This window comes from Paeniglutamicibacter sp. ORCA_105, from assembly GCF_045798545.1.
Taxonomy (GTDB): Bacteria; Actinomycetota; Actinomycetes; order Actinomycetales; family Micrococcaceae; genus Paeniglutamicibacter; species Paeniglutamicibacter sulfureus.
Window position 1 is genome coordinate 30,356 of the sequence record NZ_JBIXLM010000035.1, and the last position, 16,707, is coordinate 47,062.

Annotated in this window: 15 protein-coding genes; 9 read left to right on the forward strand and 6 right to left on the reverse strand. The window is 60.0% G+C overall.

What is annotated here, in order from left to right; genetic code table 11:
• Positions 1–9 precede the first annotated feature (9 nt).
• From ACIPUB_RS15625 to ACIPUB_RS15635, 3 genes are all read right to left on the reverse strand, one after another.
• Entirely contained in the window at positions 10–1,143 is a 1,134-nt protein-coding gene (locus ACIPUB_RS15625) for a sugar ABC transporter substrate-binding protein (protein WP_407608204.1), read from the reverse strand.
• Positions 1,144–1,235: 92 nt separating this feature from the next.
• On the reverse strand, positions 1,236–1,862 hold the full coding sequence (locus ACIPUB_RS15630) for a cysteine hydrolase family protein (RefSeq protein ID WP_407608205.1): 627 nt from the start codon (positions 1,860–1,862) through the stop codon (positions 1,236–1,238).
• Positions 1,862–2,986 (reverse strand): alcohol dehydrogenase catalytic domain-containing protein, encoded by a 1,125-nt coding sequence (locus ACIPUB_RS15635; RefSeq protein WP_407608206.1) that lies wholly within the window; start codon positions 2,984–2,986, stop codon positions 1,862–1,864. Before ACIPUB_RS15635 ends, ACIPUB_RS15630 begins: the two co-directional genes overlap by 1 nt.
• Positions 2,987–3,136: 150 nt before the next feature.
• On the opposite strand from ACIPUB_RS15635, the gene ACIPUB_RS15640 reads away from it, so the two are divergent.
• Positions 3,137–3,922: an IclR family transcriptional regulator gene (locus ACIPUB_RS15640; protein ID WP_407608207.1), complete on the forward strand. Its 786-nt coding sequence runs from the start codon at positions 3,137–3,139 to the stop codon at positions 3,920–3,922.
• A gap of 47 nt (positions 3,923–3,969) precedes the next feature.
• On the opposite strand, the gene ACIPUB_RS15645 is transcribed toward ACIPUB_RS15640, so the two are convergent.
• Positions 3,970–4,455 carry a MarR family winged helix-turn-helix transcriptional regulator gene (locus ACIPUB_RS15645; RefSeq protein ID WP_407608208.1) on the reverse strand — a complete coding sequence of 162 codons (486 nt, stop codon included), beginning with the start codon at positions 4,453–4,455 and terminating at the stop codon, positions 3,970–3,972.
• Positions 4,456–4,583: 128 nt separating this feature from the next.
• Here ACIPUB_RS15645 and ACIPUB_RS15650 point away from each other — a divergent pair, with 128 nt between their 5' ends.
• From ACIPUB_RS15650 to ACIPUB_RS15670, 5 genes are all read left to right on the forward strand, one after another.
• Positions 4,584–5,435 (forward strand): p-hydroxycinnamoyl CoA hydratase/lyase, encoded by an 852-nt coding sequence (locus ACIPUB_RS15650; RefSeq protein ID WP_407608209.1) that lies wholly within the window; start codon positions 4,584–4,586, stop codon positions 5,433–5,435.
• A 10-nt stretch (positions 5,436–5,445) separates the two neighbouring features.
• Positions 5,446–6,915, forward strand: coding sequence for an aldehyde dehydrogenase (locus ACIPUB_RS15655; protein ID WP_407608210.1), 1,470 nt, complete (start codon positions 5,446–5,448; stop codon positions 6,913–6,915).
• Between the two features lie 14 nt (positions 6,916–6,929).
• Positions 6,930–8,486 carry an AMP-binding protein gene (locus ACIPUB_RS15660; protein WP_407608211.1) on the forward strand — a complete coding sequence of 519 codons (1,557 nt, stop codon included), beginning with the start codon at positions 6,930–6,932 and terminating at the stop codon, positions 8,484–8,486.
• 16 nt (positions 8,487–8,502) lie between these two features.
• Entirely contained in the window at positions 8,503–9,741 is a 1,239-nt protein-coding gene (locus ACIPUB_RS15665) for an acyl-CoA dehydrogenase family protein (protein ID WP_407608212.1), read from the forward strand.
• Between the two features lie 227 nt (positions 9,742–9,968).
• Positions 9,969–11,303 (forward strand): MFS transporter, encoded by a 1,335-nt coding sequence (locus ACIPUB_RS15670; protein ID WP_407608213.1) that lies wholly within the window; start codon positions 9,969–9,971, stop codon positions 11,301–11,303.
• A gap of 120 nt (positions 11,304–11,423) precedes the next feature.
• Here ACIPUB_RS15670 and ACIPUB_RS15675 read toward each other — a convergent pair whose 3' ends face one another.
• Complete coding sequence (locus ACIPUB_RS15675) at positions 11,424–12,182, reverse strand: IclR family transcriptional regulator (protein ID WP_407608214.1); 759 nt, start codon at positions 12,180–12,182, stop codon at positions 11,424–11,426.
• Between the two features lie 108 nt (positions 12,183–12,290).
• On the opposite strand from ACIPUB_RS15675, the gene ACIPUB_RS15680 reads away from it, so the two are divergent.
• Genes ACIPUB_RS15680 through ACIPUB_RS15690 form a run of 3 tightly spaced genes read left to right on the forward strand, consistent with a single transcriptional unit; the run spans position 12,291 to position 15,546 of the window.
• A complete protein-coding gene (locus ACIPUB_RS15680) occupies positions 12,291–13,526 on the forward strand; it encodes an FAD-dependent oxidoreductase (RefSeq protein WP_407608215.1) in 1,236 nt (411 codons plus the stop codon).
• Positions 13,526–14,620 carry a maleylacetate reductase gene (locus ACIPUB_RS15685; protein WP_407608216.1) on the forward strand — a complete coding sequence of 365 codons (1,095 nt, stop codon included), beginning with the start codon at positions 13,526–13,528 and terminating at the stop codon, positions 14,618–14,620. Before ACIPUB_RS15680 ends, ACIPUB_RS15685 begins: the two co-directional genes overlap by 1 nt.
• On the forward strand, positions 14,617–15,546 hold the full coding sequence (locus ACIPUB_RS15690) for a dioxygenase (RefSeq protein ID WP_407608217.1): 930 nt from the start codon (positions 14,617–14,619) through the stop codon (positions 15,544–15,546). The genes ACIPUB_RS15685 and ACIPUB_RS15690 overlap by 4 nt, the downstream gene beginning before the upstream one ends.
• Positions 15,547–15,828: 282 nt before the next feature.
• On the opposite strand, the gene ACIPUB_RS15695 is transcribed toward ACIPUB_RS15690, so the two are convergent.
• The coding region (locus ACIPUB_RS15695) for a 3-carboxyethylcatechol 2,3-dioxygenase (RefSeq protein ID WP_407608218.1) at positions 15,829–16,707 on the reverse strand (879 nt) is incomplete at its 5' end.

The following is a 16,707-nucleotide window of genomic DNA, read 5'->3' on the forward strand; positions in this document are numbered from 1 at the left end:
GGCCGACTGTTACTTGTCCGATTTCCATGCGGTGAGGAACGCGTTTTTCCAGTCGGCGTCGCCATCCCATGGCACCGTGGTGACATTTGAGGAGGTGATGAGCTTGTTCGGCACGGTCCGCTGGCGGTCATCCTCCGAGAGAGAATCGCTCAGCAGCCGGTTCATCTGGTCCATGGCACTGTAGCCGATCCATTCGATGGAATACCCCACGGAGCCGACGACGGGCTTGTTCCCGGACTTAAGGTCTTTCAGGGAGGAGGGGTCCGCATTGTGGGACACGATCTTGATATCGGGATTGGACGAGCGTTCGATCACGGGGGTGATGGCCGTGACAACTGGATCGTAGGCTGCCCAGACGGCGTTGACCTCGGGGTTGGCTGTCAGTGTGGCCTGGAACTCCTGGGGCAGGGTGGTTTGCAGTCCGGACAACTGGAACTCCATCTCCTTGACAATGGTGCAGGAGGGGCAGAATTCCTTCAGCCCTTCGGTGAAGCCTGTATGCCAGCCAATGATGGCGGGGAACTGTGGATCATTGATGGTGATGACCTGGCCAAGGCCGCCGGTTTCAACGGTGAGCAGGGCGGCGTTCATGCGGCCGGCCAGGACGTTGTCCGTACCTGTCTGCGCGTCGGAGAACTCCTTAGAGTTGGGCTCCATGGCGTTGACGACCTTGATCCCTGCGGCGCGGGCGAGCGCAACGTCATCCTTGACCAGGATCTCCGGAATCGCGCCGAGGACGATGCCGTCCACTTTGAGCTGCGTGGCCGTGCGGATGGCCTGACGCATCTTTTCCGGGTCTCCGGCCGGGTCGACCATGCGAGTGTCCCAGCCCAGCGTCTTGCCGGCCTCCTGCACGGAATCGGCCACGCGCTTGCACCCTTCTGCCGCATAAGTGCAGGGGACGACGACGATGGAGATGTCCGTGGCGATAGCGGGCGAATCGGAGGCCAATGCCGCGTCAGTGACCTTGGCCTGAGACTTTTCGACAAAGTCCTTGGCCCGGGACAGCGCCTGCTCGCCCGCGCTGTCGAGGCGTTGGTCCGACTGGGCGGGGGAGGGCCCTGTGCAGGCGGCCAGGGAGAGGACCAGCATGGAAGCGGCTCCCAGTGCTATTGCGGAGGACCTGAGTCGATTTTTGGGCATGGTTTTTCCTTCGGCGGAGTGAATCGGCGAGTGGGTGCGGTCCCCTGTTGGGGACCGCACTATGGTGGACGGCAGGAGAATGAGGAGCTGGTTTAGTGGACCGAGCCGGCTAGCTCTGCGGCACGGATTTCTTCGACGGTGGCTGTTTGCCCGAGCATTGAAAAAGTTTCCAACGTCGCATCGTGTGCGGCGTCGGTGGCCGCGGCGCAGGCGTCCGAGACGATGACGGCACGGTAGCCAAGATTGACCGCATCGCGGGCGGTGCCCTCGACGGTGATGTTTGTGGCCACTCCCGTAAACAAGACGGTTTCGATGTGGTTCATCCGCAGCACGGCGTCCAGCAGAGTGTCGCGGAAGGCCGAGGTGCCCGGATGCCCAACGACGAGCTCATTTTCCAGGGGAGTAAGGTCAGCGACGTTTTCCGCTCCGTGGCTCCCGTGGATCAGTGCATTGGATGCCTTGATCGCCTCGTTCAACCCGTTATTCAACGGCAACTCGGGGTAGCCCGGCCGGAATTCGGCCTTAGCCCATATCACCAACATGCCCGACTTACGAGCATCGGCCACCAGCTCAACGGTTCTCTGCGTGGCTCCTGAGCGCACGATCGACTCCCAGAAGAAAGGTGCAAAGGCACCATTTCCGCCAGCAATGTCGTTCTGCCAGTGGACATTGACCAAAGCCGTGCGACCCGAAAGGGCCCGCTGAAGTTGCTCGCTCATTAGTTGTTCTCCTGATTTCCGGGATTGATGATGTAGTTGCTGAACCCTCCCGAGCGGTTCTCCAGCCCGTTGATAGCGTCGTTGACTTCGGTCAAGGGGTAGGTGACGTTTTCGAACACCGAAAGATCGACCAGGCCCTTGTCGGCCATCTCGGCCATGTCCTGGCCCTCGCCGGCCGTGAACCACACCGAACCCATCAAGGTGTGCTGCTGGTCCATCATGTGGTGGACATCCAGCGGCACCTCGCCGGACGTGGCGCCCACATTGACGGCCACACCGCCCCTGCGCAAGGACTTCATGCCCTGGATGAACGGCTCGTGTGGGGCACCCGGACCCAAAGCGCTGATGTGCACATCGACACCGCCATCGGTGATGGAATTGACCCAGTCATCGATGGGGCCAATCTTGGTGGAGAAGGTCTGGATCCGCTCCGGGGCCAAGGCCTTCACACGGTCGAGCAGCTCCTGGTTTCGTCCGGTTCCGAGGATCGTAGTTGCACCCATGCCCAGCGCGAAGAGCACTGCACCCATGCCCAGAGTGCCGCTGATGCCATTGATCAGCACGGTGGTCTCCGGACCGACCTTGGCCTTGCGAAGGGCAGAGTAGGCGGTGCCCATGTATCCGAAGCGGGCGCCTTGCTCGAAACTGATCGAGTCGGGCAGCTTGACCAAGGAGTACTGCGGGGCAATCATGAACTCCGCTAAGCCCCCATAGGGGTAGCGTTCCAGGGTGGTGGTCGCCGTAGCGGTGAAACCGAAATAGCCGGAGAAGGCAAAGCTTCGGCAGTTGATGTGCTGACCGCGGCGGCAGGCGCGGCAACCGCCGCAGTGGCGCCCCGGATTCACGTAGACGCGGTCACCGACCTTGACGTCGTGGACATCGGGGCCGACAGACTCAACGATTCCGGCCGGATCCAGCCCGAAAATGGCAGGCAGTACGGGTAAGGGGTTTTGTGGGAACCAGGTGGTCCAGTTGGCCAGGATGTTGGCAAGGTTTGGAACGATGTTGCAGGCTTTGACTGCGACTCGCACGTCGCCGGGACCGGGTTCCGGGAGGGGGACCTCTTCCAGGACCATCGGCGCGCCGACCTCGTGCATTCGTGCTGCGAGCATGGTTTTTGACATGTTTGACTCCTTCAACGGAAGATCGAGGAATGTTTTGTAGGTCACAATAATGTAAGTGATACTGATAACATTGCCCAGAGGGGTTCCCGCCTGATGGGCAAGGATTCCGGTGGATGTCGATCCGTGCCGGATCATCAGAAAGTGTGAGACATGTCTTCTACCAACGACCCGTCCGAGTTGGCCGCATCGGCAAAGATCTTTCGGATTCTCGATGTCTTCGTGGGTGTGCGCGAGCCGCTGACGATGTCAGGAATTTCCAGGGCCACCGGACTGTCCACCTCCACGACCCATCGCCTATTGCAGGAAATGCTGCAGTGGGGTGGTCTGGAGCGGACAGCCGATGGTGGCTACGTGGTGGGGATCAAGCTCTGGGAAATTGCGGCACGGGCGAACCGCAGTCATGTACTCAAGGACGTGGCCATGCCATATCTGCAGACCTTGTGGGAATCGACCAAGGCGCATGTGATGCTCACTGTGATGCAGGATTTCGAGGTCTTGCTTCTCGAGCGGATCGAAGGGCAATATGCCGTGCCGGTTGTGGGGAAGGTGGGCGGACGGCTGCCGTTGCATGCGGCTTCCGCAGGCAAGCTGCTCCTGGCCCTGTCGGAACCCGCGGTCCAGTCCGAGTACCTTTCGCAGCCCATGGCCCGCTATACACCTCGGACCATCACGCAGCCAGAGGTGTTGCGGGTGGATCTCGAGCGGATCCGGAAGCAGGGAGTTGCGGTCTCCGACGGCGAACTGGCCGAAGGAACCTATTCCTGCTCGGCACCCATCTATGGACCTCCCTCCTTGGGGATGGCCGCTGTAACTCTCCTGAGTCTGGTGGGTGCGCGCGATGCCCAGGAGATGAACACGCTCGTTCGCTCCACGGCGCGCCAGATCACGCAGGCGCTGGCCAGGGCCTTTCCTCGGGAAATCGCGCCGGGCGCCTAGCGGGGCAGTTGATTTACGGCGTTGGGCTCATATCGCCTGCGGATGGACTACGCGTTGGCGTGCGTTCGGTGCAGGTTCGAGACGCAGTGCGCCATTGTCTCTCGCAGGGCAATCTTCTGCTTTTCGGTGAGGCCGTCGAGCATTCGTTCCTCAATGTGGCCGGCTGCCTGCTCGCACCGCGCCAGCAGGTCTTGGCCGGTCGCTGTCAGGAAGTTGCGCAGGATCCTCTGGTTGTCTTCTGCCGGGCGTCGCTCTACGAGCTCGTTGCGTACAAAGGAAGCAACCATGACCTGCATGGATTGGGCGGTAACGAAGGCTCGTCGCGCAAGTTGGGCCGAGGACAATCCCGGGTTCGTGAGCAGGATGCTCAATGCCGCATATTGCGGGGTTGTCAGCCCTTGTTGCTGCATGATCGCATCGAGGTCTCGGCGAACTGCCGACTCGAGTCGTTTTACGAGGTAGGTAATCCTCGGCTGCTCATTTTCGGGCGCTGGCGTCATTTTCGAAGATTGCTCAATTTTTTCTGCGGTCATACTTGCATGTTATCAGTGTCACTGATATCTTCTTTATCAGAAGCTCTTATATAAGAGTCTCTGACATAGAAAGTTTAGGCGTAGAGCACAGTCAGTGTTCCGCCTAGCCCCTCATTGAAAGGAATGCCATGAGCACCTCAGAAGGAACTGCAGTCGAACCGTGGGGCAATACCGTCCGAGTCGAATTTGATGAAGACAAGATTGCCTGGGTCCACTTCAACCGCCCGGAGAAGCGAAATGCAATGAACCCGACGCTCAACCGGGAAATGTACGCGACCTTGGATTTCCTGGAAACGGATGACCGCTGCGCAGTGCTCGTGTTGACCGGCTCGGAAGACTCTTGGTCCGCCGGTATGGATCTGAAGGAATATTTCCGCGAAACCGACGGCCAGCCACGTTCGGTACAGAACAAGGTGCGCACCGAAGGGACCAACTGGCAGTTCCGTAAGCTGCTCAGCTACTCGAAGCCGACCATCGCCATGGTCAACGGCTGGTGCTTCGGAGGAGCCTTCGTTCCGTTGGTCTCCTGCGACCTGGCCATCGCCGCTGAGGACGCAACCTTTGGACTGTCCGAAGTGAACTGGGGTGTAACCCCGGGCAACCTGGTGACCCGCGCCCTGGCCGAGACCATTCCGACCCGCGATGCTATGTACTACATCATGACCGGGGATCACTTCGACGGCCGTAAGGCCGAGCAGATGCGTTTGGTGAACGAGGCTGTTCCGGCCGACCAACTGCGAGATCGAACCATTGAACTGGCCAAGAAGCTGACCAGCCTGAGCCAGTCGGTAGTTCGCGGAGCCAAGATGGGCTTCCGCCATTCACGCCTGATGTCATGGGAAGTTGCCGAGGACTTCCTGTACGCCAAGCATGACCAGGCGATCCTGTTTGATACCGATGCCCGCACCCAGGGCATGACCCAGTTCCTGGATGACAAGACCTACCGTCCGGGTCTTGGAACCTACAGCACTGCCGAGTAGGGAGAGAAAAATGACTGTGAGCACCGAAACCCTCAAAATTTCTTTGCGGATCAACGGGGAGGCTGTGGATCCGGCGGCCGGCCGTTACTTTGAGAAGACCCGCCGACTGACCGGCGAGCTGGTCGCCACCGTGGCGGCCGCAGGACGCGACGATGCACGCCTTGCCGTGGATGCTGCCCACGCTGCCGCGCAGCAGTGGGCGGACACGGCCCCGGCGCAGCGGCGCAAGATCCTGGAAAAGGCATCAGAGCTCATCACTGAACGTAGTCACGACATCGCCGTGACGATGGGCCTTGAAATGGGTGCGGCCGCGGCCTGGTGTCACTTTAACGCAATCCTTGCCGCAAACATGCTCAAGGAAGCTGCAGCACAGGTCTACTCAAGTGTCGGACAGGTCATCCCCTCCGATGTGCCGGGCCTGACCGCGATGGCTGTCCGTGAACCGGTGGGCGTTGTGGTGGGCATCGCCCCCTGGAATGCACCGATGATCCTTGGGGTGCGCGCCATCGCAATGCCGCTGGCGCTGGGCAACACGGTGGTGCTCAAGGCCTCGGAAGAAACTCCTGCCACGCACGCCGCAATCATTGAATGCCTGATCGATGCCGGAATTCCGGCCGGAGTTGCCAACCTGGTGACTAACGCGCCGGAAGACGGGCCGGAGGTCGTTGATGCTCTGGTGACCCACAAGGACGTTCGGGTCATCAACTTCACCGGTTCGACCAAGGTCGGGCGCATCATCGCGGAAAAGGCGGGAAAGCACCTCAAGCGCACCGTGATGGAACTAGGCGGCAAGGCGCCCTTCGTAGTGCTCAAGGACGCGGACCTCGAAGCTGCTGCTGCCGCGGCATCTTTCGGGGCGTTTATGAACCAGGGCCAGATCTGCATGTCGACCGAACGCATCATTGTTCAGCGCGAGGTCGCCGATGAATTTGCCACTCTGCTGGCCGAACGGGCTTCCAAGCTGGTGGTGGGGGATCCACAGAATCCTTCCTCGCAGCTTGGACCGCTGGTACACCAAGCCGCGGTGGACCACGTTGCCGGACTCGTCAAAGATGCGGTGGAGTGTGGCGCTAAGGTGCTATCCGGAGGCGTAGCCAACGGTCTCTACTATCCGGCGACCGTGATCTCCGGACTGAACAAACAGGCACGCCTTTACACCGAAGAGTCCTTCGGGCCGCTGGCCCCGATCATTGTGGTCGATAGCGTCGAGGAAGCCATTGAGGTGGCCAACGACTCCGAGTACGGTCTCTCCGCCGCGTTGTTCACCAGGGATGTATCTCTTGGCATGCAAATCGCACGTCGCATTCATTCCGGAATCTTGCACATCAATGGCGCCACCGTCCACGACGAGGCCCAGATGCCCTTCGGAGGCGTCAAATCCAGCGGCTACGGACGTTTTGGGTCGACCGCCTCGCTCGAGGAATTTACCGAACTGCGCTGGATCACCATTTCCACGCAGGAACGCCACTACCCAATCTAGACATGGAGAGACTCGTGAGTATTTCTGGAGCATTCGACAGCGCCTCCACGCAGGGGACGGGTACCGAACCGTTCACTGGACTGCGCTATGGAGAATTAATCGAACGCAGGGCGCTCCGCCAGCCCCAGGCTACGGCGATACTTTACAACGAGCACGAAATTACCTACGGAGAGCTGTATGAACAAATACAGCACACGGCAGGATTTCTGCTCGATCAGGGAGTTCAGGCCGGCGACCGGATCGTCTGCCTGAGTGAGAACCGTCCGGAGATACTCACGAGCCTCTATGCCTGCGCCCGCATCGGAGCGATTTTCACCCCCGTCGGTATCAGCGCACCGGCTAAGGAAGTCAGGTACGTAGTTAATGACCTATCGGCAAAGGTGCTGCTGGTCTCGGAGACGGCTTCCGCTGTGGCCAGCGAAGCACTAGGAGTGGGGTCGGCGTGCAAGATTCTGCCGCTCGCCCAACAGGCTGGAAAGGATTCTCCGGCAGCGCCGGCTACGGTCTTGCCCCATCCGGTGCAGGCAGAAGATCCCGCGCTGATTGTTTATACTTCCGGCACCTCTGGGCATCCCAAAGGCGTCGTGCTCAGCCACGGAGCGCTCTTCTATAACACCGTCAACACGCTGTTGGGACTGGATATCGACAGCTATGACACCACCTTGGTCAGCACCCCCTTAAGCCACATTGCGGCACTGAACACGATTGCCTACGCCACTTTGGCCAAGGGTGGCAAAGTCGTGCTCGAACCTAGATTCGACGCAGCACATTGCTTGGAACTGATCAGCCGCTACAGCATCACCACAATGTTTGCTGTGCCCTCAATGCTGACCCTCTTCATTCAATCACCTGGATTCGACCAGGCCGACACCAGCTCGCTGCGATGGATCCTGGGCGGGGGAGCCCCCATGCCCCCGGATCTGGTCGCACTCTGGTCGGGCCGCAACGTTCCGGTGCTTGCCTCCTACGGGATGACAGAAGGTGGCCCCTCGATCAGTTTCCGGCGGCGAGGCGACGCCGCAGGAAAGTCTGATTCCTCGGGTAGCCCGGCACTTCTGACGGACATCAGGATCGTCGACCTTCTCGGCGAGGAACTGCCCGGTGGTGAAACCGGGGAAATTCAAGTGCGAGGACCGCATATCGCGACCGGTTATTGGCGCAACGAAAATGCCACCAACGACACCTTTCGCAATGGCTGGCTGGCAACCGGGGATCGCGGATACATCGACAAAGACGGGGACCTATGCGTCACCGGGAGATCCAAGGAAATCATCATCACCGGTGGCGAAAATGTGGATCCTGCCGAGGTTGAGCACCTGATAGCGCAGTTCCCCGGCATCATCGAGGCCGCAGTTGTGGGCAGACCCGATCCGGTCTGGGGAGAAGTGATCACAGCGGTGATCGTCGCTGAAAACGAACTGCAGCTCTCGGACTTGCAGGAATTCTTGAAGCCACATTTGGCACGCTTCAAGCTCCCGCGCCGGTTGGAGATGCGTGCAGAGTTGCCGCGGAACCCAGTGGGCAAGCTGCTGCGCCGAGAACTACAAGCTATTCCCCGGGAACAACGCTGAAAACCGCCTGCGGGCGTTGAGGAAGGAAAAAGAGATGAATACGATCGAGACCGAAACAACAGCACAGACCGTGGACGAACGGCTGTATGGCACCAGTGACCCCTTCGGCTACGAGAAGTTGCTGACCCCCGAAGAAAAGACGCAACTGTCCAAGTTGCGTGCATTCCTGGAAGAACACGTCAAACCGATCGTGAACGACTATTGGGATCGTGGAGAATTTCCGGCCCACCTGATCAAGCAAATGGCTGCTCTGGACCTGATTTCTCCGCCAGAACTCACGGCCAACGGCACCCGGCCACGCTCCCTCTACGAAGGTTTCCGCAACTTCGAACTGGCACGCGCCGATGCGTCGATCGCCACCTACTTCAACGGCCAATCAGGTCTCTTCCGCACCACCATCCTGCGCGGCGGCAGCCCGGAGCAGGTAGCGAAGTGGCTGCCGCTGGTGGATTCCTTCGAGATGACCGGAGCCTTTGCTCTGACGGAGGCAAACCACGGATCGGACATCGCCGGTGGTCTGAAGACTTCTGCGCGAAGGGACGGTGACCGCTGGATCCTCAACGGCGAGAAGCGCTGGATCGGCAGCTCCAAGTTCGCCGACTACCAGGCTGTGCTTGCCCGCGACACCGAGGACGGGCAGATCAAGGCCTTCTTGGTGAAAACCGATGCCCCCGGCATGAAACTGGAAACCATCCGCGGCAAAATCTCGATGCGGATGGTACAGAACTCGGACATCTACCTAGACAATGTGGAGGTTTCCGAGGAATTCCGGCTGCAGCGCATTAACTCCTTCGCGGACGTTGCCGAGCTACTGCGCTCCATGCGCTCAGGAGTCGCTTGGTTTGCTGTGGGTGTGCAGGCCGGTGCCTACGAGGCAGCGCTGAAATACACCACCGGACGGGAACAATTTGGCCGACCGATCGCCGGTTTCCAGATGATCCAGGACAAATTGGTGGGCATGTTGGGCAACGTTATCGCCTCGATGGGCATGGTTGTGCAGCTTTCACAGCAGCAGGACGCTGGGATTTACCGAGACCAGGACTCGGCCATGGCGAAGGCTTGGACCTGCTCACGCATGCGTGAAACCGTCGCATTCGCCCGTGAGGTCGTTGGAGGCAACGGCGTCCTGCTGGACACCGATGTGGCACGATTCTTCGCCGATGCAGAATCCATTTATACCTACGAAGGGACCCGCGAGATCAATACTCTGATCGTCGGGCGCGCCATCACGGGACTGAGCGCCTTCACACGCTAGCTCAAGGTCGCCGACAGTCCGCATTCGTGAAATGCCAGAGGCAACGCACCATGGACTGAACACTGGGAAGTCGGGGTGCCAGATGGCATTCCGACTTTCTTGCAAACCCCTGAACCCGTCTCCCAGACACCCCAAATTACGTCCGTAGATTAAGCGCCTTCACAGATCCATGGCTACGCCTATGCCATTTTGGCGATATGCCTTGGAACCAATCCAAGGGAAAAGTTATGAAAACACAAAATCATCGGAAGGCGGCCGTGGCTAGCCTGATCGGAACCACTGTCGAATACTACGACTTCTTCATTTTCGGTACCGCTGCCGCTCTGGTCTTTCCTCAGTTGTTCTTCCCAACCTCCACTCCGGTGGCCGGGACCTTACTTGCTTTTGCCACCCTCGGTGTCGGATTCCTCGCTCGTCCACTGGGCAGCGTGGTCTTCGGGCATTTCGGTGACAAGATCGGGCGAAAGCAGATGCTGATCATCTCGTTGTCCGGCATGGGCCTTGCCACATTCCTGATGGGGCTCCTGCCTACACACGCACAAATTGGAGTCGCCGCGCCGATTCTGCTCACATTGCTTCGACTGCTGCAGGGCTTCATGGTTGGTGGCGAATGGGGTGGTGCCACACTGATGGCGGTCGAGCACGCACCTGCCAACAAGCGTGGCTTTTACGGATCGTTTCCGCAGACTGGAGCGCCGGCTGGGGTTGCCTTGGCCACTGTGGTTTTTCTGGCGGTCGCGCAGCTTCCCGAAGAGGCCTTCCTCTCGTGGGGCTGGCGGGTGCCGTTCCTGGTCAGCATCGTGCTGGTAGCCATTGGCATGTTCATCCGACTTTCGGTGGCAGAAAGCCCAACTTTCGTGGCCGCCCGCAAGAAACAAGTTCTGGTGAAAGTACCAGTCGTTGAGGCCTTTCGGCTTCATTCCAAAGAAATTTTCATCACCGCTGGCATTTACCTCAGCCAAGGTATCTTTGCCTACATCACGATGTCCTACCTGGTGAACTACGGTACAACAGTGGTTCAAATCAACCGTACCCATGCGCTTTTGGGCGTGTTTATCGGCGCGCTGATCCAAATGGTGCTGTGCCCACTCTTCGGGGCTCTCTCTGACCGAATAGGACGCAAAACTGTTTACCTCATGGGCGCGGCAGCCATGGGAATATCTATCGGTCCAGCCTTTATGCTGATCAACACCGGCAACCCGTGGAACTTCACGCTCGCTATCATCCTTGCCTACGGCATCTCTATGGCTCCGGCTGCTGGCGTAACGGGTACGTTGTTTGCCATGGCTTTCAGTCCCCAGGTGCGCTACACGGGAGCCTCCGTCGGCTACACCATCTCCCAACTGTGCGGAGCAGCTTTCGCTCCGATGATCGCCACAGCACTGTGGGCCTCGACAGGGTCCAGCAACTCGATTGTTATCTACATGGTGGTCGCCTCACTGATATCGGTGCTGTCGGTCATTGCCCTTCCCGGTGCTTGGGGTGCCAAGGAACGTGCGCAACAGCTGAGCCAGCAGGAATCCACTGAGTCGGAAATGTCTGATTCCGTTTCCGGCCAGTAGACACGTTTCTGAGCCGAATCTTGGCCCGGTTTCCTTTTGAGGAAACCGGGCCTTTGTCGTCTCTCACCGAAGGTAAGCGCGGATACGACCTTGGAGCCGAAAATGATTAGCTCCAGGCGTTCACGAGCGTTGGCGCAGAGACTCAGAAATGCCCTTCGCTGCGGATACAACGGCTGGGGCAAGGCTGGGCAGGGACACCGTGCCGCTCGGCACAACGACAGAAAGCGCGGCAACCACTGTTCCGTCGGGGGCGGTGATGCGTGCGGCCACGGAGTCGGCACCAATACTGGTTTCCCCGCGGACCATGGCAAAACCATGGGCACGGACTTGCCCTAGTTCCTGGGCCAAGATCCTCGGATCCATAATCGTACGAGATGTTTCCGCTGGCAAGGTCCCCTGAAGGAGGCTTGCGATGAGTGCTTCCGGAGCAAACGCCAGCAGGACCTTGCCCACCCCGCTGGCATGCAGGGGCAGCCGTCCGGCTACGTGGGAGATAACATCAACCGCGTCCTTGGCGGAAAGCCGTTCGATCACTACTGCTTCCTCAGCTTCGCGGACAGCCAGCTGGACGTGCTGGCGTAGGGACTCATTTAGCACGCTCATGAACGGCATCGCTGCTTGTCGTAAGGGCAGGCTGCGCGGTGCCAGTGATCCGGTTTCCCACATTTTTAAGCCAACCACGAATGCGCCATCATCAGTCTGTTCTAGGAATCCGGCCGCGACCAGTTCCCTGCTGATTCTTCGGGCCGTGGCATGGGGAAGGTTGCTGCGCCGGGTGAGCTCGGCAAGCGTCAGCTCGGCGCTGCCGGCACGAAAACTGCCAAGAACGTCCGCCGTCTTCTGAATGACACTGCGCTTCTCGCTATTGCCCTGTTTCATCGGTCAGCACTAACCAAAAAATGGATGTTCACTCAATGAACATTAGTGCCTGTGGCCACGGGAGACAACGAATGATGGATATCAATCCCGGGAAAGCAATCACTCATTATGAACAACACGAAAGGCTGTTTCGACATGACAACCGTGAAATCCAACCTCAACATTGCAATTATTGGCGGTGGCATCGGTGGCCTCTCGGCCGCGGCGTTCCTGAACCAGGCAGGGCACCAGGTCACCGTCTATGAACAGGCACCCGAACTGGGCGAGGTAGGTGCCGGCCTGGTCGTGGCACCCAACGCCGTCCGGTTGCTTCGTCGCATTGGCGCGTTGGACAAGATGCAGGAAAAGGCGGTTCGTCTGGAGGCCGGCTGGGAATTCCGCCGGTGGTCGGATGGAACCGTGTTGTCTGTTGAAAACCTCGACACGCGTTGTGCCGAACTGTACGGCGAAGACACCTACGTTCTGCACCGTGCAGAACTTCTGGCTGCTATCCAGTCGGTCGTACCAGCGGACCTGCTTCGACTGGGTAGCAAGCTCACCTCTGTGCGACAGGACAACGATGGGGTTGAGTTCACGTTGGCCGACGGCAGCGTAAACCGCGCCGATATCTTGATTGGCGCCGATGGTGTGCATTCGCTGGTGCGTGAAACGATCGCTGAGCCCGGGCCCGCTGAATACTCGGGGATGTGCGCTTTCCGTTCGCTGGTTCCAGCCGCGAAGGCACCCGAATTTGCCAAGCGCCCGGTGCAGACGTTGTGGATCGGCCCGGACCACCACCTAGTTCATTACCCGATTTCCGGCGGTAAATTCATCAACTTGGTGGCCTTCGCCCCGGCCGGGGAATTCACCCGCGAATCATGGTCGTCAACAACTGACCTGAGCGAATTGCTCGCCGAGTTTGCCGGCTGGGATCCTCGACTCGAGGAGTTGATTAAGGCTGCCGAACGCCCAGGACGGTGGGCACTGCTGGACCGTGCGCCGCTGAAAAAGTGGACCGACGGCAGAATTGCCCTGATGGGCGACGCCGCCCACCCGATGTTCCCGTTCTTCGCCCAAGGCGCCGCCCAATCAATCGAGGACGCTGCAACATTGTCGGCGTGCCTAACTCGTCGCCCCGAGAACCCGCAGGCCGCTCTGGTTACCTACGAGTCTCTGCGCATAGAACGCGCCACCAAGCTGCAGGAAATGAGCCACGCACGCAAGGACATCAACCACTTGCCCGATGGACCGGAACAGCGCGAACGGGACGCGTCACTGGCACAAGGTGATGCGCTGGTGAATGCCGGTTGGATCTATTCGTATGACCCGGATGTAGTAGTGGAACTGGAAAAGGTGGAAGCGTAATGCTGACTTTTGAACACATCACGTTGGGCCAGCGAGTGCTCTTTGGCACCGGTCAGGCTGCCACCAATCTGGCGGCAGAAGTCGAAAGACTGGATGCGCGCCGGGTGATGGTCATTGCCGCGCCCTTCGAAGCCGAAATCGCTAAAAAGGTTACCGAAAAGATCGAGATCGCTCTGAACCACGATGAAGTGGTGATGCACGTGCCACTCGAGGTGGCTGAACGTGCCCGGGCCGCCGCACTGACCCACGAGGCAGACCTGCTGGTGTGCGTCGGCGGCGGCTCGACGACCGGGCTTGCCAAGGCCATTGCGATGACCAGCGGGCTGCCGATTATTGCCGTGCCAACCACGTATGCCGGCTCGGAAGCCACCAACGTGTGGGGCCTGACCGAAGCGTCCCGCAAGAGCACCGGGGTCGATGACCGGGTCCTGCCGGTCACCGTGATCTACGATGCCGAGTTGACCCTAAGCCTTCCGGTGGAGATGTCCGTGGCCTCGGGGCTCAACGGCATGGCCCACTGCATCGACTCGCTCTGGGGACCACGCGTGGATCCCATCAATTCGGCCCTGGCCGCCGAGGGGATCCGGGCCCTGGCAGCCGGGCTTCCTGCCATCGTGGCCGAGCCGCAGGGCCTGGCCGGGCGCGAACAGGCGCTCTACGGCGCCTACCTCTCGGCCGTCGCCTTTGCCTCGGCCGGTTCGGGAATGCACCACAAGATCTGCCACGTCTTGGGCGGGACGTTCAACCTTCCACACGCAGAGACCCACGCCACGGTACTGCCCTACGTATTGGCGTTCAACGCCGCGGCCGCCCCGGAAGCGGAAGTACGCATAGCGGCGGCCTTTGGTTCGCGCACTGCCCTTGAAGGGCTGCAAGAGTTGCGTGAGAGACTGGACGCGCCGAAAGCACTGGCGGACTACGGATTCACCGCCGACGGCATCGCCGAGGCCGCAGCGGTTCTCCTGCCGCTGATCCCGGCGTCGAATCCGCGCCAGGTGACCGAGGAAAACTTGACCCGCCTGCTTCAGGCGGCATTGCGCGGGGAAGACCCGGCGGTCGCATCGGAGATGGTGCTGGAAGGAGAATCCCGATGAGCGAGACGACGAGAAACAGATCGCTGGATACCCACGCCGGCACGGCACAAGCCGATGTGGAAGAACGTCTCATCGAGAACGTGCTGCAGTCCTTCGAGGATTGCCAGGACCCGCGGCTCAAGGACGTGATGCAGTCGCTGGTCAAGCACCTGCACGCCTTCATCCTCGACGTGCGGTTGACCGAAGCGGAGTGGAACAAAGCCATCGAGTTCCTCACCGCGGTGGGCCACATCACCGATGACCGGCGCCAGGAATTCATCCTGCTATCCGATGTGCTCGGCGCCTCGATGCAAACCATCAACGTGAACAACGCAGCCTACAAGGACGCCACCGAGGCCACTGTCTTCGGCCCGTTCTTCGTTGATGATGCACCCGAGATCCCGATCGGTGGAGACATCGCCGGCGGAGCGCCGGGCGAGCCCTGTTGGGTCGAAGGCAGCGTGCGCGACACCGAGGGGAACCCCGTCCCCGGGGCCCGGATCGAAGTCTGGGAAGCGGACGAGGACGGCTTCTACGACGTGCAGTACACAGATGACCGGGTCTCCGGGCGGGCACACCTGTTCTCCGATTCGAACGGCAACTACTCCTTTTGGGGCCTGACCCCCACGCCATATCCGATCCCGCACGACGGTCCTGTTGGCAAAATGCTTGAATCCGTGGGCCGCTCGCCCATGCGTGCCTCGCACCTGCACTTTATGGTCACGGCACCAGGACTGCGGTCCCTCGTCACGCACATCTTCGTGGAGGATGACGAGCTGCTGAAATACGACACCGTGTTTGGCGTCAAGCAATCGCTGATCAAGGACTTCCAGAAGCAGCCGCACGAAATGCAGACACCGGACGGACGCATGCTCGATGGCCAGACATGGTCGAAGGCACGCTTCGACATCGTCCTGGCCCCCGGGGCCGTCAATGGAAAGGTATAGCCCTCAGCGGAACTCGGGGTGCCACGCGTTTCACGCTTGAGGGAACTGGCCGATTTTCTTTCAACAACTGCGATCCGGACCGCGTTTTGCGTTGTTGCAAATGGCGGTCCAGCTCGTATTTGACCGCATGGAACAGGCCCTGGAAAATTCTTCCGGGGCCTGTTCCATGCGGTTCGCGCTACATTAACGAATGCGCTTCTGGGGTTAATCCGGCAGAAAATCAGAAGATCCAATTTCCAACCGAAGGTATCCGTCTGCGTTCGGTGCTCATGATGGTTTCGCTCATTTCTTCAGTACCGCGGTGGTGACGCCAAAGCCGGCAATGTATTCCTTGATCGGCTTGTAGAACTCGTAGCTGACCTCGTATTCGCCGCAGGCACGTAGCGCAGAGTAGGCGGCTACCCAGGTGCGGACCTCATGCGAGGAGTGCCCTGCGACCGCATCCATCTCGTCCGCCGTGTAGGCGTCGAAGCCCTCGACGTTCCCTGACCTGCAGACATCCAGGAAGGCACGATCCCATTCGGGGTTTAGGTCCATGATGTCGGCCTCGCCCGCGGCGAACTTGATGGCCGTGTTGATGGTGTTGGCTTGGCGGGCCGCCCGCGCCTCCGGGGTGGGGTTGCGGCCGTTGGTCAGCATGGCGCGCTGCGCTTCGGTGGCGGTGGCGATCTGCGGGACCGGCGGATCGTGGGACAGGCCGCCGGAACCGATGAACAGGACCTTCTTGTCCGAGTCCTTGAAGTATTCGCCGACGGCCTGGCCGAACTTGCGCACGCGCGAGACCTTGGTGAAGGGGCGGGCCACGGAGTTGACGAAAATGGGGATCACCGGGACGGTGTCCAGGCCGCCGAAGATGATTTCCATGGGCTGCACGGCCCCGTGGTCGACCTCCATCTTGCGGGAGATCGCGGTGTCGATGTCCTGGTCGATGATGTACTGGGCCAGCTTCTCGGCCTCATTGGTCGGGACGTTGATCGGTCCGGACCAGGAGTCGTAGTCGCCGGTGCCATGGGCCTCGTAGCCCACGCAGAACGGGGGCATCAGGTCGTAGAAGAACCCGTTGTAGTGGTCGGGGCCGAAGTTGACGACCAAGTCCGGGTTGAATTCCTTGGCAAAGGCACGGACCTGCTCGAAGGCGGCGTCGACAGCTGCCTTGACCTC

What these genes read in the sequence shown, in the direction of transcription:
- ACIPUB_RS15670 (WP_407608213.1), top strand. Translation starts at nt 9,969, where the DNA reads ATGAAAACACAAAATCATCGGAAGGCGGCCGTGGCTAGCCTGATCGGA.
- ACIPUB_RS15640 (WP_407608207.1), top strand. Translation starts at nt 3,137, where the DNA reads ATGTCTTCTACCAACGACCCGTCCGAGTTGGCCGCATCGGCAAAGATC.
- ACIPUB_RS15675 (WP_407608214.1), bottom strand. Translation starts at nt 12,182, where the DNA reads ATGAAACAGGGCAATAGCGAGAAGCGCAGTGTCATTCAGAAGACGGCG.
- ACIPUB_RS15680 (WP_407608215.1), top strand. Translation starts at nt 12,291, where the DNA reads ATGAACAACACGAAAGGCTGTTTCGACATGACAACCGTGAAATCCAAC.
- ACIPUB_RS15635 (WP_407608206.1), bottom strand. Translation starts at nt 2,986, where the DNA reads ATGTCAAAAACCATGCTCGCAGCACGAATGCACGAGGTCGGCGCGCCG.
- ACIPUB_RS15685 (WP_407608216.1), top strand. Translation starts at nt 13,526, where the DNA reads ATGCTGACTTTTGAACACATCACGTTGGGCCAGCGAGTGCTCTTTGGC.
- ACIPUB_RS15655 (WP_407608210.1), top strand. Translation starts at nt 5,446, where the DNA reads ATGACTGTGAGCACCGAAACCCTCAAAATTTCTTTGCGGATCAACGGG.
- ACIPUB_RS15690 (WP_407608217.1), top strand. Translation starts at nt 14,617, where the DNA reads ATGAGCGAGACGACGAGAAACAGATCGCTGGATACCCACGCCGGCACG.
- ACIPUB_RS15630 (WP_407608205.1), bottom strand. Translation starts at nt 1,862, where the DNA reads ATGAGCGAGCAACTTCAGCGGGCCCTTTCGGGTCGCACGGCTTTGGTC.
- ACIPUB_RS15650 (WP_407608209.1), top strand. Translation starts at nt 4,584, where the DNA reads ATGAGCACCTCAGAAGGAACTGCAGTCGAACCGTGGGGCAATACCGTC.
- ACIPUB_RS15645 (WP_407608208.1), bottom strand. Translation starts at nt 4,455, where the DNA reads ATGACCGCAGAAAAAATTGAGCAATCTTCGAAAATGACGCCAGCGCCC.
- ACIPUB_RS15625 (WP_407608204.1), bottom strand. Translation starts at nt 1,143, where the DNA reads ATGCCCAAAAATCGACTCAGGTCCTCCGCAATAGCACTGGGAGCCGCT.